Here is a 14,577-nt window from a genome sequence, read left to right as displayed (position 1 = left end):
ACCGAGGAGAGCACGGCCGTCGTCATCGCCGGCACGGCGAGGCCCATGCCGGAGGGAATCAGCAGGAAGGCGAGCAGCACGAAGGCGAGCGGCGTCGACGCGTCCACGCTAATTAATAGCGCGTAGCCCGCACCCGCGATGAGCGCGCCGACGATCATCGGCCGGCGCGTGCCGTAATGCGCCACCACATGGCCGCTCACAATGTTCGACAGGAGGAAGCCGCCCGTGAGCGGGATGAACGCGAGACCCGCCTGCAACGGCGTTTCGCCCCGCGCATGCTGCAGGTAAAGCGCAAGCACGAACACGGTGCCGTAATACGTGAGATTCACGCAGATACCGAACAGCACCGCCGCGCTGAACGTGCGATTGCGCAGCATGGCGAGCGGCAGCATGGGGTCGCGTGTGCGCGCTTCGAGCGAGACGAACGCAAAGCCCGCGACGAGCGCAAGCGCAAAGCCGCCCGCCACGGCCCAGTGCAGGAAACCGAGCGGCCGCCATTCGATCACGGCGCCCGTAAAGGCCGTGAGCGTCACGATGGCGAGCAACTGGCCGCGCATGTCGAGGCTGCGCGCGGCGGGTGCGCTGGCGGCGAAGGAATCGTGCGTATGGCGGCGCGGTGCGGGAATCCACGCGAGCGCGGCCCAGAGGCCCGCCGCGCACAGCGGCAGGTTCACGAGGAAAATGCTGCGCCAGCCGAACGCTGCGATCAGCAGGCCGCCCGCCACCGGGCCGGCGGCGATCGAGATGGCGCCTGCTGCCGTCCAGAAGCCCACTGCGCGCGCTCTGAGTGCCCGGTCATGGCGGCAGGCCTCGTTGAGGAGCGCGAGCGAGTTGGGCAGCATGGCCGCCGCGCCTGCGCCCTGTACCGCGCGCGCGGCGATCAGCATGACCGGATTGGCCGCGAGCCCGCAGGCCAGCGAGGCGAGGGCGAACACCACGAGGCCGGCGGCGTAGAGGCGGCGCGCGCCGTAGCGGTCGCCGAGCACGCCGCCCGAGAGCATCAGCACCGCGAAGGCGAGCGTGTAGGCGTCGACGATCCATTGCAGGCCCGCGACGTTCGCATGGAGATCGGTTGCGATGCGCGCGAGCGCAATATTGACGATGGTGACGTCGAGCTGCGTGACGACGAACCCGACGCTGACGGTCGCGACGATGCGAGTGAGCGCGGGCGTGAATTGGACCGGGCCGGGGACGGGGGTGGGGTGTGAGGTATTCATGCGCCCATGGTAGGACGCCCGCCGGCTTCGACGTTTCAGCGCGAGGTGAATCGTCGAAGCCGCCGGCAAAATGGTGCCGGACCAGTGACGGCTGTCCAGTGTGCGTTCAGAGCGCACTGAGGCGCACTTACTGCTCCCGGTGCGCGTCCTTGAAGAACAGCGTCGTGATCGCGCCGAGCACGCAGATCGCGGCTACGTAGTAAGCCGGCGCGAGCGGCGCGGACTTCATCAGCAGCGCGACGACGATCGGCGTCAGACCGCCGAACACGGCGTATGCCACGTTGTACGAGAACGAGATGCCCGAGAAGCGTACCACGGGCGGGAACGCGTTCACCATGACATACGGCACCGCGCCGATCGTGCCGACCAGCAGCCCGCACAGCGCGTAGAGCGGCATGAGCATCGAGGTGTCCACGGCGATCTGGCGGAACAGCGTGTAGTACGAGATCGCCAGGGCAATGCCGCCGACGGCCAGCACACGGCGCGCGCCGAAGCGGTCCGCAAGCGCGCCCGCGCTCACGCAGCCCACCGTGAGGAAGAGCGTCGCCAGGCAGTTCGCGAGCAGCGACGTGGTGGCGTCGAGATGGAACTGCTTCTGCAGCAGCGGCGGCGTCATGAGGATCACGACGACGATCGCGGCCGAAAGCATCCACGTGAGCAGCATCGAGACGATCACGGCGCGGCCGTGGTCGCGCAGCACGGCCTTGAGCGGAATTTCGTCGGCGAGCGACTTGCGCGCCTTCATCTCCGCGAACACGGGCGTTTCGTGCAGCCACTGGCGCAGATACACGGAGAACATGCCGAACAGCCCGCCAATCAGGAACGGAATGCGCCAGGCGTACGCGGCGATATCGCTCGGCGCGTAGTGATGATTGACGGCCGCGGCGATCAGCGAGCCGAGCAGGATGCCGAACGTGAGGCCCGCCGTGAGCGTGCCGCACGCATAGCCGATATGGCGGCGCGGCACGTGCTCGGAGACGAACACCCACGCGCCCGGCACCTCGCCGCCCACGGCCGCGCCTTGCAGCACGCGCAGCGCGAGCAGCAGCACGGGCGCGAGCACGCCGATCGTCGCGTAGGTGGGCAGGCAGCCCATGGCGAGCGTGGGCAGCGCCATCAGCAGCACGGAGAGCGTGAACATGCGCTTGCGGCCGAGCAGGTCGCCGAAGTGCGCCATGACGATGCCGCCGAGCGGCCGCGCGAGGTAGCCCGCCGCGAAGATGCCGAAGGTTTGCAGCTGGCGCAGCCAGTCGGGAATCGTTGCGGGGAAGAACAACTGGCCGATAGCCGGCGCGAAGAACACGAAGATGATGAAGTCGTAGAACTCGAGGGCGCCGCCCAGCGCGGCGAGCCCGAGCGTCTTGTAGTCGCTGCGGGTGAGCGCGCGCGCAGCGGCAGGCGTGCGCACGCCAATGTCTGTTGCTTGCATTTCCGAAAAACCAGGATGTTGTTATGTACGACGTTGTATGTAGCGCGTGAAGAACGCGTGTGGACGTCAGTGATGGCCGAATTTGCCTGGTGCGCGCGTGGCGCGGGGCGGCGGTCGTCGGATAAGCGGGCGCAAGGGTGGGGCACGGCAACAGCGCGTCCGCGAGGGTGGGCGGGCGCGCCGACGACTTCAGGCCAGCCGGGGATTCTACAGGAAGCCTCGAAGTCGACAGATGCGCGTCAGATCCGCGCCAGGCGCGCCTCCGTCAGAGCGCCTATGTGCCGCTGTGGGAAAAACGACGAAGCAGGCTGGAATTCGGACTCGTCCGATGGGCAGATTTTGCACATATCCACAAAATCGCCCGCTTCGCTATTCGATCCATCAAAGGACCCACCATGCGCATCGCGATTTTCCAGCGCGACGCTGACCATCGCCAGCAACTCGAGCGCGTGCTGACGCAATGCGGCCACGCCTGCATTCCGTTCAGCGACGCGCTCGTGCTTGCCAGGACGCTGGCCGCATCGACCGTCGACATGCTCGTGCTCGACTGGCAAGGCTCGCACATCGCCGGCGCAGAGTTGCTGAGAACATTGCGGGCCGTGAACGGCAGCCAGATTCCGGTGCTGTTCGTCTCGGAGGACGCCTCCGATGAGAGCGTGGTGCGAGCGTTTTCTGTCGGCGCCGACGACTATGTGAGCCTGCCGGTTTGTCCTTCGGTGCTGCGCGCGCGCGTGAACGCGCTCCTGCGCCGGGCGTTTCCCGACCGCTACGAAAATATGACGATCGACGCCGGCCCTTATCATTTCGACATGCGGCGTCAGGCAGCCAGCGTGCACGGCAAGCCGGTGCTGCTCTCGACCACGCAGTACCGGCTCGCCGCACTGTTCTTTTCGAATATCGGGCGCGTGCTCTCGCGCGACCATATTTACGCGATGGTGTGGGGGCGCGAGTTGCACACCTTGACCCGCACGATCGACAGCCACGTGTCGCGGCTGCGCCTGTTGCTGGAGATCGAGACGCCGAACGGCTTCCGGCTGCAACCGGTGTACAAGAGCGGCTACCGGCTGCTGCGCCTGCACGACGGGAATTCGGAGCTTGCTGCAGAAGGCGCGGAGCTGGAGTCGGCTTGACGCGTAGCGCGGCGATTCAGTCGTTCGATAAAAAAGACGGCGGCACGCGTGGCGTGCCGCCGTCTTTTTGCTTGAAGCGTTTGCTGCCCTGCTGCCGGCAGCGCGCTGGCCCCGCAACCTTAGCGCGCGAGGCCGAGTCCTTGCAGCACGGCATTGCCTTCCGTCGTCAGGCGGATGCGCGCGTCACCGGCGTCGTCCTGCACCTGCTCCACGAGACCGGCTTCCTTGAGCATGGGGATCTCGGGTTTGGCGTGCGCGTCGATCGGCGCATGCAGCAGCAGCAGGAGGGTCGCAAGCTCGTGGTGGCTCAGCAACCGGCGCAACAGGGTGCGGCGAGCGGGCTTCGCGCCAGGCGCGGCCTCGCCGTTGCCCTGACTCGTCGCCTGGATCTGCGGATCTTGCTGTTTCACGGAACCTCCTGCCGCGTTCGTTTCTGTGTTCGTTTGCTTCTGAGTGAAGCGATGATGCGGACGAAGACTTAAGCGATTCTTAAAACGCCTGGCGAAAATGTGTCATCGCGCTACACGGCGCGCATGGGTGTAAGAGGCTGTAATAGAAGGGCCCGAGCCGGTGTGATAACGCTTTCAACAGGCACACATCCGGGCTGCGGCAACGAAAGCCGCCTGTTAAATTTTCAAGGCGCGCAGGTTTTGCTCGCACCCTCGATCCATAGGTTCGAGGCGTGGCGTTTGCCGGCGTAAAAGCGGTAGGTCGTCGCGCCGTTGTCGGTGCGAACCTTGATGACGTTCGAGTCGCCGAACTCGAGCATCTGGCCTTGCGGCAGCGGCGAGGTGGTGAAGCTTGCGCCGTGACGCTGGGCTTCCACGGTCAGACACGAGATCACGTCCTGAACCGACCGGTTGGTTGTGGAATCGATGACCGGCTGGCCAGCGTCCGGGTTGCTCTGAAACCACGCGCACGCGCCGAGCGAGAGCGAAAGGGCAAGGGGCACGGCAAGCTTCTTCATATTTCTCGGTATCCAACGAAATAGCCAATCATTATATCGGGAGCATGTCCCGTGCCACGGGGCGGGCGCAAAATGCCGCAAAACTGTCACGCACCGGGCATAGGTGTTGCGGCAGTGCGACGAGCGTGCGGAGGCCTACATACCAGCACGCAAGAACGTACAGAGCGAGATAGACTATCTGAGGGGTGCCGCCTGGAAATCTGACGTGACGTCAGGAGAATACGCATGAACCGCCCATCGGTACGCTTTCCTGTTCGCGCCGCTGGCGCTGGCTCACTTTTCAGGTGGGTCAAGTGGGGATTCGTCGTCGCGTTTCTGGCCGCCCTCGTCATCATCGCGCGCATCGTACAGATCGAAATCGATACGTCGCGCCTGCAAGCGCGCTACCTCTCCGAACTCACGCGCGACATAGGCTATACCGTCGAGAACGGGCCCAGCCACAGCATCCGCTTTCCGACTACGAACGGGCCGTACGACGTGCGGCTCGGTTATGCGCAAATGCCGACCTTCGAGGCCCGGCTTGCGCAACGCGGTTTCGCGATCGCGGCGCAGGCGCGCGATTCAGATCGCATGATGGCCGTGGCCGACCAGGGGCTTTTCCTGCCCTTCGATGAAAAGGATCAGGCCGGGATCGTGCTGCGCGACGCGTCGGGTGCGACGCTTTTCCATACGCGCTACCCGCAGCGCGCTTACGAGAATTTCGACGCAGTGCCGGCCGTCGTGCGCGACTCGCTGCTTTTCATCGAAGACAAATACCTGCTGGCTCAGGACCAGCCGAACCGCAACCCGGCTATCGACTGGGGGCGTTTTAGCCGCGCGCTCGTCGACCAGGGTGCGCGCCTCGTGAACAAGCATCAGCAAACGCCGGGCGGCAGCACGCTCGCCACGCAGATCGAGAAGTTCCGACATTCGGCTGGCGGCCGCACCTCCACGCCGCCGGAGAAGCTGCGCCAGATCGCATCCGCTTCGCTGCGCGCCTATCTGGATGGCCCGCAGACCATGCCCGCGCGCCAGCAGATCCTCGTGCACTACCTGAACTCGGTGCCGCTCTCCGCCAAGCCGGGTGTGGGCGAAGTCAACGGTCTCGGCGACGGCCTCGCCGCCTGGTATGGGCGCGATTTCCGCGACGTCAATCGCATCCTGCGCGCGCCGCTGACGCCCGAGACGCTCGATGCGCAGGCACTGGCGTTCCGCCAGGTGCTCTCGCTGCTGATCGCCCAGCGCGCGCCTTCATACTTCCTGCAAAAGAACAACGACGCGCTCGCGAAACTGACCGACAGCTATATCCGCCTGCTCGGCGCCGGCGGCGTGATCACGCCCGCGCTGCGCGATGCCGCGCTCGCCACGCAGCTCTCGCTCGACCGCTCGAAGCCGTCGCAGCGGGTGCCGGTTTCATTCGTGGAGCGCAAGGCGGTGCTGACGCTGCGCACCCAGCTCATGCAGGCGCTGGGGCTGACGACGCTTTACGACCTCGACCGCCTCGACCTCACCGCCACGGCCACGCTCGTGGACAGCGTGCAGCAGGCCGTGAGCGAACGCCTCGCCGACGCCGCGACGAAGGACGGCGCGCGCCAGGCGGGTCTCGTCGGCTTCGAGATGCTGCGCCCCTCCGACGACCCTTCGAAGATCGCGTATAGCTTCACGCTGTTCGAGCGCAGCAACGGCGAGAACCTCGTGCGCGTGCAAACGGACAGCGTGAACCAGCCGTTCGATATCAATTCGGGAGCGCGCCTGAATCTGGGGTCGACGGCGAAGCTGCGCACGCTCGTGACGTACCTGCAGATCGTGAGCGCACTGCACGCTCGCTACGCGGCCGACGACGCGAAGTCGTTGCGCGCGATGCTGCCGCAAGTCGATCCGAGCGACGCGCTCACGCGCTGGGCGATCGACTATCTTTCGAAGACCTCCGACCGCTCGCTGCATTCCATGCTGGAAGCAGCCGTCGAGCGCAAGTATTCGGCGAACCCGGGCGAGACGTTCTACACCGGCGGCGGCGCACAGAGCTTCAACAATTTCGAGTCGAGCGACAACGCGCAGATTCTCACCGTGCACCGCGCGTTCCAGCATTCGGTGAATCTGGTGTTCGTGCGGCTCATGCGCGACATCGTTCACTACGAGATGATCCAGACTTCGGGGCCGCCCGCGCAATGGCTCGACGATCCGGTCGTGCGCACGCGTTTTCTCACGCAGTTTGCCGACGGTGAGAGCCAGGTGTACATGAAGCGCTTCTACACGCGCTACGCGGGCAAGACCAACGACGAAGCGCTGGCAATCTTGTTGCAGCACACGCGCAAGGGGCCCGCACGCATAGCGACCGCGCTGCGCAGCGCGAAGCCCGAAGGCTCCCAGCCGTGGTTCAATGCACAGATGCGCGCGCAACTAAAGAACACGAAGTTCCAGTGGCTCGACGACGAAGACCTCGCGCACTACTACGACAAGTACGCGATCGACAAATTCAACCTCAACGACCGCGGCTATATTGCCGGCATTCATCCGCTCGAACTGTGGCTGCTGAATTACTTGCGCGAGCACCCAGCTGCGACGCTCGCGCAGGTTCAGGAGGCGAGCCGCGACACGCGTCTTTACACCTATTCGTGGCTCTTCAAGACGAAGTATCACGCTACCCAGAACCGGCGCATTCGCCGCATGATCGAGTTGCGCGCGTATGAGGCGATCGGCAAGTCGTGGCGCGCGGTCGGTTATCCGTTCGACAGCATTACGCCTTCGTATGGCGCGGCGATCGGTGCGTCGGGCGACCGGCCCGCGGCGCTCGCGCAACTCATCGGCCTGATTTCGAGCAACGGAGAAAAGCTGCCGACGCATAGCTTCGAATCGCTCGATTTCGCGCGCGGCACGCCCTACGAGACGCACTTCGTTCATGCGTCCACGCAGCCGCAAGCGCTGGTTTCGCCCGAGATTTCGCAAGTGGTGCGCGAGTTGCTGACGTCGGTGGTGGAGGGCGGCACGGCCAAGCGCCTCGCCGAAGGCATGACGCTCCCCGACGGCAAGACACTGCCCGTGTACGGCAAGACCGGCACCGGCGACCAGCGCTTCAACGTGTACGCGCCGGGCGCGCGGCTCATCGAATCGCGCAAGGTGAACCGCAGTGCGACCTTCGTGTTCGTGATCGGCAACCGCTTCTACGGCACGCTCACGGCGTGGGTGCATGAGCCGTATGCGGCGCGCTACACGTTCACGAGTGCGCTGTCCGTGCAGTTACTGAAGTCGCTTGCGCCGGTGTTGCAGCCGTTGCTCGAATCGAGGTCCAGGACGGACGACGATGCGAAACCCGATCCCGTGCACGCGGCGCAGCAGATGACGCTCATCGATCCACAATCGGGTGAAATGCACCGTGTGGTGTGGAACGGCAAGGCGCTAGAAATCGACACGCACTGATTCAGATAATTCGGCATCCAAAGCAAAACGCGGGACCTGGTGTATGTGCCAGGTCCCGCGTTTGCTTTTATGCGGTCGATTTCCGCTTCAATAACCGCTAGGCGGCGGGGGCGGCGACCCCGGCGGAGGCGGCGGCAGATAGCGCGGTTGCGGCGCCGTCTGGAACTGCTGCTGCGGCGCCTGAAACTGCTGGGGCTGCGACATCGTCATGTTGCCAGGCGCGGGGATGCGGTTGCCGGTGGCGTACATGCATTGGAGATACGCGTAATCGTAACGGCGCTGCACGTCCCACGCGGAGCCCTGTGCGTTGCCCATGCCGACAGCACTGCCCGCAAGCAGTCCCGCGCCCGCGCCAATGGCCGCGCCCTGGCCGCCGCCAAACGCGGCGCCCGCGGCCGCGCCGAGCGCCGTGCCGACCACGGCGCTGCCCACGCCGGCGCCGGTTGCCGCCTGGTTCGCGGTGACGCCCCCTACCTGCTGGAAGGCGAACTGACGGCAATTCGCGTCGTCGGCGCGGAACTGGTCGAAGGTCTTGCCCGTGCCAGGCAGGGCCATCACGCTCGGCCCCGTGGGCGTCACGGCGCATGCGCTCAGCAGCCCCGCTGTGGCGAGTAGCGCGAGATACGTGTATTTCATTTGCGGCTCGATATCGTCAAGGTGTTCAGTTCGAAGGCGCCGGCTGGGCGGGAACCGCGCGCCAGCCCGACGAACATTGCTTTACATAGGGATAGTAGGTTCTCGAATCGTCGCAGTAGTACCAGGTGTCGGCGTTGGCCTGCTGGTCGCCCGCTGCATCGCCGGGCGCGGCGCTGACGGGGCCCTGCTGCGGATCCATCGCGGGGGCGCCGGTTTGTCCCTGCTCGATGTAATCGGGCGCCTGCTCCGGCGGCGGCGCGACGATGACGGGCGGCGGCCCGTAGTAGTAGGGCGCGGGCGCGACCTGGTAGTAATACGGCACGCCGGCGCCGACATACACGCCGACGTGCGCCGCCTGTGCTACGCCGCACACGCCGATAAGCGCAGCCGCAGCGGCCCCGAGAAACAGTTTCGACCTTCTCACACACGATCTCCAGAAACGGGCAGGCTGGGGCAACGGCGCGCGCCAGCCAATTATCGAACGCTATGACATTGGCGGAACCAATGCAATTACGCGAGTTGCGCCGATTTTTCGAGTTGTTACAGACGGCACCTGGATGATGGGGCGCAAAGGTTCCCCAGGGCGCGTACGGCGTGCAACGGCTGGCTTCGAGGCCTATCTAGGGCGCAAACCAGCGGGAACGCGGCGCGTGGCGGACTTTGGCACGTTGATGCGCTGTAATAATTGGACATTGACGGCAAGGTTGACGGGGCGGCGGTTCGGTTGCCGTGCGCGCGCTACCCGGTCGGCCCGGATATTCGCATCTCGCTACAGGCCAGATCGATTAGGAATCCAGAGTATTAATCGAAAATAACTCGAATCGCATAGACAGGCGAGCTTTAACAAAATTCATGATGAAAGCAAATTGAAAAATATGATTTATTTATTAAATAAGCCGGTAATGTCCAGATAAAACGATTTCATCATTCATTGCACGAAATGACACTCTGATTGGAAATCTTTCATTAAGTGAAAATCGTTCAGGAAACGTCCGGGCGTGCGGATAAATCCGGCCTGCAGCCGCCTGCGTCAGCCTGAAGGAAAACGTTTGCCTCAGCAGAAACCCCTGGTCAAGTTAACCAAATAGTGAGCCGTTAATGCACGGATAAGAGATGCAGCATCCGCGCGCCACGAGCGTCACATAAAAATCTGAGAGAAATCGCCCGAACCTGACGGCGGCACGCCGCAATCCAATATGCATCGAAGCGAAACCAATACGAGGGCAAGACCATGGAACAATCCGCACCGGATCGTCAGATCGAATTGCGCGAATTAAGTGCAGTCAATGCGGCGCTAAATCGTGTACAGGCGGTAATCGAATTCGATCTTCAAGGCACCATTCTTCACGCCAACGAGAATTTTCTCGCGACGCTCGGCTACACGCTCGAGGAAGTGCGCGGCAAGCACCACAGGATGTTCTGCGATCCTGATTATGTTCGAACCGATGCTTACCGCCAGTTCTGGGAACGGCTTGGCCGCGGCGAGTTCGATCGCGGCGAATACCGGCGTGTGGGGCGCGGCGGCCGCGAGATCTGGATCAACGCGTCGTACAACCCGGTGATCGATGACACCGGCTGCCCCTACAAGGTCATCAAGTTCGCCACGGATATCACCGCCGTCAAGCAGCAGCACGCGGAATACGAAGGGCGTCTGCGCGCCATCGACAAGGCGCAGGCGGTGATCGAGTTCGACACGGGCGGCATCGTGCTGCACGCGAACCAGAATTTCCTCGACACGCTGGGCTATCGGCTCGAGGAGATCCTCGGCAAGCATCACCGCCTGTTCTGCGAAGAGGCGTATGCGGCCAGCCCCGACTATCGCGAGTTCTGGGCCAAGCTCAATCGCGGCGAGTTCGACACGGGGCGCTACAAGCGCATCGCGAAGGGCGGCCGCGTGGTCTGGATCCAGGCGACCTACAACCCGATCTTCGACGTGAATGGCCGGCTCTACAAGGTGATCAAGTTCGCCAACGACGTGACCGCCCAGGTCGAACTCGAAGAAAGCGTGCAGCGCCGCGCGCAAGACGATCAACGCAAGGTCGAGAAGCTGCTCGCCGTGGTGAGCCGCGCCGCCGCCGGCGACCTGACGGGCGACGTCGAGGTGCATGGCGATGAGCCGATCGACCAGCTGGCCGCCGGCATCAAGGGCATGATGAGCGACCTCGCGAGCGTGATCGGCAAGGTGGTCGAATCGGCGGGGACCTTCAAGGACTCCTCGCAGGACATCGCGGCTCGCGCGGACACCGTGGCGAGCGGCGCGCAGCTGCTCGGTGCAACGGTCGAGGAAATGAACGCGTCGATCGAGGAACTCACCGCTTCCATCAACTCGATTGCCGACAACTCGCGCGGCGCCGACCAGCTCGCCAAGGACACGCAACAGGAAGCCGAGCGCGGCGCGAAGGCCGTGACGCGATCGATCGAGGCCATGGAGCTGATCAACCGCTCGTCGGAGGATATCGGCGAGATCATCAAGGTCATTGGCGAGATCGCCAGTCAGACCAATCTGCTCGCGTTCAACGCGGCGATCGAGGCGGCGCGCGCGGGCGAGCACGGCCTCGGCTTCTCCGTGGTCGCCGATGAAGTGCGCAAGCTGGCGGAACGTTCTTCTCAGGCGACGAAGGAAATCTCGAAGCTCATCAACGAGTCGGTGAAACGCGTTGCACAGGGCAGCGAGATTTCGAAGCAGGCGGGTGAAGCGTTCGAGAAGATCGTCGCCGGCGTGAGCCGCACGACGCAGGCCATTTCGGAAATTTCATGCGGCGCGGACGAGCAGCTCATTGCGGCCCGCGAGGTGAGCGCCGCGATCCAGCAGGTGGCCGAGGAAACCGAGAAGTCGGCGGGCGCGTGCGACACGATCGCGCGCGCGGCGGCGTCGCTCAAGGGCGGAGCGCTGGGTCTCGACACAACGGTGGCGCGCTTCGTGGTGTGAAGTCTGGAGGTTGCAGTGGATATCGATCAGGATGCCGAACTGTCGGTGCGTAACGCGCTGTTCGAGCAGGTGCGCCGGCATACCGGCATCGCGATGAACGAGCGCAAGTGGACCATGCTCAAGGGCCGCTTGCGCCGCCGCATCATGACGCTCGGGCTGCCCGACTATAGCGACTATTTGCGCGTGCTCGACGGCAGCACGGACGAGGTGCGCGACTTCATCGATCTCGTGACGACCAACGAAACGTCGTTCTTTCGCACGCCGCGCATCTGGGAGTATCTGGTGCGCGAATTCCTGCCGGGATGGGCGGCGAAGCGGGCAGGCGAGCCCTTGCGCGTCTGGTCGGCGGCGGCGTCGAGCGGCGAGGAAGCGTGGACGACGGCCATGCTCTGCGAGGAGTTTCGTTCGCAGCATCCCTCGCTGCGTTACGCGATTGTCGGCACCGACATCTCGGACGGCATCCTTGCGAGCGCACGCGCCGGGCACTATGCCGGCCGCAGCATGGAGAGCCTGCGCCAACTGCGGCCGGAACTGGTGCAGCGGTATTTTCGCAGCGATGCCGCGGCGATCAGCGTGAACGAGGCCTTGCGGGCGCACGTGAGCTTTCGCCGTCACAACCTCTACGACGTGCCGCGCGATCTGGGCCAGTTCGATCTGGTCCTGTTGCGCAACGTCCTGATCTATTTCGATCTCGAAGGCCAGAAGGCCGTGCTCGCCAACGTTCGGCGGGCGATGCGGCCGGGCGCCGTGCTGATCGTGGGCGAGTCCGAATCGCTGAGCCGTGTGGCAGCGGGATTCGCCTTCGAGCAGCCGCTCATCTATCGCAACGAGGAACGTGAACATGAGCATCCAGCGTGACGTGCAGGTGCGAATGTGTGAGATCGCCGTGAGCAGCGGCGAGGAAGCGAAGATCCTGCGCGCGACGCTGGGATCGTGCGTGGGCATCGGGCTCCTGTGGCGCGCGCGTGCGACATACGGGCTCGCGCATTGTCTGCTGCCCGAGCCCACGGGCGGCGCGCGGGCCGCGGGTGCTCCGCAGGCCGGCAACGGCGCGAAGTACGTGATCCAGGCGTTGCCGAAACTACTCGCCATGATGCATGCGGACGAGGCCCGCGAAGGCGATATTGAGGCCGTCCTTGCGGGCGGCGCGAACATGATGCACCACCGCACGACGATCCACGAACCGATCGGAGAACTGAACGTTCGCATCGCGCGACAGATGCTGGCGGATGCGCGCCTGAAGCTCGTGCACGTCGACGTGGGCGGCGAGTGCGGACGGCAGTTGAGCATCGACTGCGAGCAGCATCACTATGCCGTACGCCACTTCTCGCGCTCGCTCGAGCCGCAGGCGCAATCGCCGGAACAGGGAGTCACCCGATGAGTCTACGCACGCTTGCAGCCGGACCGAACGTCGAGCTGTACGGCTCGTTCCATCTGGCGGGCACCGAGCTGGCGCTGCCAGTGGCCGCCTTGCAGGAAGTCGTCAACCCGCCGCAGACGCTCACGGCGATCCCGCTCGCGCCGCCGTATCTGCTCGGGCTCTTTAACCTGCGCGGCACGCTGATTCCCGTGGTCGATCTGCGCCAGTTGCTGCGTTTGAGCGCGGAAAGCACGAGCGCGGCGCGCAAAGTCGCCATTGTCGAATCCGGCGGCGTACGCGTGGGGCTGTTGTTCGACGCGACGGGCGAAATCCTGCGCGTGCCGCGCGAACAGGTCATCACGCTCGACGTGCCCGAGGGCAGCCCGCCCATGGCGATCGGCGCGGTGCTCAAACTCGACGGCGGCGAGCGCATTCTGCAGGTGCTCGCGCCCGCGGTGCTGCTCAGCTTGCGCGACATGCCGCAACTCGCGCAATCGGCGCCGCGCGCCGCGGAGCGGCGCGCGCACCAGGGGCAGCGCCGCCAGAACGTGTCGTTCAAGGTCGGCGCCACGGCGCTTGCGCTACCGATGGACGCGATCCAGGAAATTATCCGCGTGCCGGCATTGCAGCAGTCGCCCCTGGCCAGCGAGATTTGCATCGGCATGCTGAACCTGCGCGGCGCGACCCTTCCGGTGCTCGATTTCAGCGCGCTCCTCGGCTTCGCGCGTGCGAGCGGCGAAGAAGCGCGCGTGGAGGAGCGGCGCATCATCGTGCTTCATCGCAACGACCTGCATTTCGGCATGCTGGTGGACGAAGTGGCGAGCATCGTTGCGTATCGACAAGAAGACCTGCTGCCCATGCCGGCCTATGGCGGCAATGTGCAGCGCTCGCTGTTCTCGGGCTATCTGGCCGCCGAAGATCGCGCGGGCGTGCTGCTCATGAACGCAGACGCCCTGTTTGCGAACGAGCGCGTCGTGGCGCTGGCGGCGGGTCATCGCGACCTGTATCGGAACGCACTCGCGCAGGCGGCGCAAAAGCGCAGCGCGGGCACGCGGCAAACGCTCGTCACGTTCCGCATCGGCCAGTTGATCGGCGTGCGCATCGCGCAACTGCGCGAAGTGATCGACTATCGCGACGACATCGTGCATACGCCGGGGCTGCCCGGCGTCGTACGCGGCATGCTCAATCTGCGCGGCATGCTCGTGACCGTGATCGACGTGCGCGCGATGTACGGCATGCCGCCGTATGACGATCTCACGCGTGCGAAGGTGCTCATCGTCGAATACGAGCGCGAAAAGTACGGACTGCTTGTCGATTCGGTCGACGATATCGTGACGCTGACGGGCTCGGCCCAGCTCACCTTGCCGCAGGCATTCACGCGCAGTGAGGGCGCGCGCGTGCACAACGACATGCGCGAAGCTGTGGAACTGCCGGGCAAGGGCACGCTGATGCTGCTCGACCCTGCGTCGCTATGCGCGCGCGTGGCCGAGGAAGCGGCGGCGGTGTAGTTGCT

Annotated in this window: 12 protein-coding genes; 6 read left to right on the top strand and 6 right to left on the bottom strand. The window is 64.7% G+C overall.

Features of this window, described 5'->3' with window-relative positions; all coding sequences use genetic code 11:
* Together VSR72_RS33470 and VSR72_RS33465 are read right to left on the bottom strand one after the other, a co-directional pair.
* Positions 1-1,217 (bottom strand): MFS transporter (locus VSR72_RS33470; RefSeq protein WP_342956538.1); only part of this gene is annotated, 1,217 nt, incomplete at its 3' end.
* Between the two features lie 127 nt (positions 1,218-1,344).
* Positions 1,345-2,646, bottom strand: coding sequence for an MFS transporter (locus VSR72_RS33465; RefSeq protein WP_342956537.1), 1,302 nt, complete (start codon positions 2,644-2,646; stop codon positions 1,345-1,347).
* A 395-nt stretch (positions 2,647-3,041) separates the two neighbouring features.
* Between VSR72_RS33465 and VSR72_RS33460 the strand changes: the two genes are divergently transcribed.
* Positions 3,042-3,776 carry a response regulator transcription factor gene (locus VSR72_RS33460; protein ID WP_342956536.1) on the top strand — a complete coding sequence of 245 codons (735 nt, stop codon included), beginning with the start codon at positions 3,042-3,044 and terminating at the stop codon, positions 3,774-3,776.
* Positions 3,777-3,895: 119 nt separating this feature from the next.
* Here the strand turns inward: VSR72_RS33460 and VSR72_RS33455 are convergent, their stop codons facing one another.
* Positions 3,896-4,165, bottom strand: a complete 270-nt coding sequence (locus VSR72_RS33455) for a hypothetical protein (protein ID WP_342956542.1) — start codon at positions 4,163-4,165, stop codon at positions 3,896-3,898.
* Between the two features lie 245 nt (positions 4,166-4,410).
* Positions 4,411-4,743 (bottom strand): hypothetical protein, encoded by a 333-nt coding sequence (locus VSR72_RS33450; RefSeq protein ID WP_342956535.1) that lies wholly within the window; start codon positions 4,741-4,743, stop codon positions 4,411-4,413.
* Positions 4,744-4,968: 225 nt separating this feature from the next.
* Here VSR72_RS33450 and VSR72_RS33445 point away from each other — a divergent pair, with 225 nt between their 5' ends.
* Positions 4,969-8,139: a transglycosylase domain-containing protein gene (locus VSR72_RS33445; RefSeq protein ID WP_342956534.1), complete on the top strand. Its 3,171-nt coding sequence runs from the start codon at positions 4,969-4,971 to the stop codon at positions 8,137-8,139.
* Between the two features lie 87 nt (positions 8,140-8,226).
* Here the strand turns inward: VSR72_RS33445 and VSR72_RS33440 are convergent, their stop codons facing one another.
* Both VSR72_RS33440 and VSR72_RS33435 read right to left on the bottom strand, forming a co-directional pair.
* On the bottom strand, positions 8,227-8,775 hold the full coding sequence (locus VSR72_RS33440; protein WP_342918989.1) for a hypothetical protein: 549 nt from the start codon (positions 8,773-8,775) through the stop codon (positions 8,227-8,229).
* A gap of 25 nt (positions 8,776-8,800) precedes the next feature.
* The gene (locus VSR72_RS33435; RefSeq protein ID WP_342956533.1) at positions 8,801-9,199 is read right to left on the bottom strand and encodes a hypothetical protein; all 399 of its coding nucleotides are present in this window, start codon (positions 9,197-9,199) and stop codon (positions 8,801-8,803) included.
* Positions 9,200-10,006: 807 nt separating this feature from the next.
* Here VSR72_RS33435 and VSR72_RS33430 point away from each other — a divergent pair.
* Genes VSR72_RS33430 through VSR72_RS33415 form a run of 4 tightly spaced genes read left to right on the top strand, consistent with a single transcriptional unit; the run spans position 10,007 to position 14,572 of the window.
* Positions 10,007-11,704 (top strand): PAS domain-containing methyl-accepting chemotaxis protein, encoded by a 1,698-nt coding sequence (locus tag VSR72_RS33430; RefSeq protein WP_342956532.1) that lies wholly within the window; start codon positions 10,007-10,009, stop codon positions 11,702-11,704.
* 15 nt (positions 11,705-11,719) lie between these two features.
* Positions 11,720-12,562, top strand: a complete 843-nt coding sequence (locus VSR72_RS33425) for a protein-glutamate O-methyltransferase CheR (protein WP_342956531.1) — start codon at positions 11,720-11,722, stop codon at positions 12,560-12,562.
* Positions 12,546-13,085, top strand: a complete 540-nt coding sequence (locus VSR72_RS33420) for a chemotaxis protein CheD (protein ID WP_342956530.1) — start codon at positions 12,546-12,548, stop codon at positions 13,083-13,085. Before VSR72_RS33425 ends, VSR72_RS33420 begins: the two co-directional genes overlap by 17 nt.
* The gene (locus VSR72_RS33415) at positions 13,082-14,572 is read left to right on the top strand and encodes a chemotaxis protein CheW (protein WP_342956529.1); all 1,491 of its coding nucleotides are present in this window, start codon (positions 13,082-13,084) and stop codon (positions 14,570-14,572) included. The genes VSR72_RS33420 and VSR72_RS33415 overlap by 4 nt, the downstream gene beginning before the upstream one ends.
* Positions 14,573-14,577: the final 5 nt, after the last annotated feature.

Origin of the sequence: Paraburkholderia sp. JHI869 (assembly GCF_038900775.1) — a bacterium.
Classification (GTDB): Bacteria; Pseudomonadota; Gammaproteobacteria; order Burkholderiales; family Burkholderiaceae; genus Paraburkholderia.
Note: the sequence above shows the minus strand (reverse complement) of the source record. Positions and strands in the feature narration are given on the sequence as shown.

Bases quoted from the DNA above. Each gene is read 5' to 3' on its own strand.
- VSR72_RS33420 (WP_342956530.1), top strand. From the start codon at position 12,546: ATGAGCATCCAGCGTGACGTGCAGGTGCGAATGTGTGAGATCGCCGTG.
- VSR72_RS33440 (WP_342918989.1), bottom strand. From the start codon at position 8,775: ATGAAATACACGTATCTCGCGCTACTCGCCACAGCGGGGCTGCTGAGC.
- VSR72_RS33445 (WP_342956534.1), top strand. From the start codon at position 4,969: ATGAACCGCCCATCGGTACGCTTTCCTGTTCGCGCCGCTGGCGCTGGC.
- VSR72_RS33450 (WP_342956535.1), bottom strand. From the start codon at position 4,743: ATGAAGAAGCTTGCCGTGCCCCTTGCCCTTTCGCTCTCGCTCGGCGCG.
- VSR72_RS33415 (WP_342956529.1), top strand. From the start codon at position 13,082: ATGAGTCTACGCACGCTTGCAGCCGGACCGAACGTCGAGCTGTACGGC.
- VSR72_RS33460 (WP_342956536.1), top strand. From the start codon at position 3,042: ATGCGCATCGCGATTTTCCAGCGCGACGCTGACCATCGCCAGCAACTC.
- VSR72_RS33430 (WP_342956532.1), top strand. From the start codon at position 10,007: ATGGAACAATCCGCACCGGATCGTCAGATCGAATTGCGCGAATTAAGT.
- VSR72_RS33465 (WP_342956537.1), bottom strand. From the start codon at position 2,646: ATGCAAGCAACAGACATTGGCGTGCGCACGCCTGCCGCTGCGCGCGCG.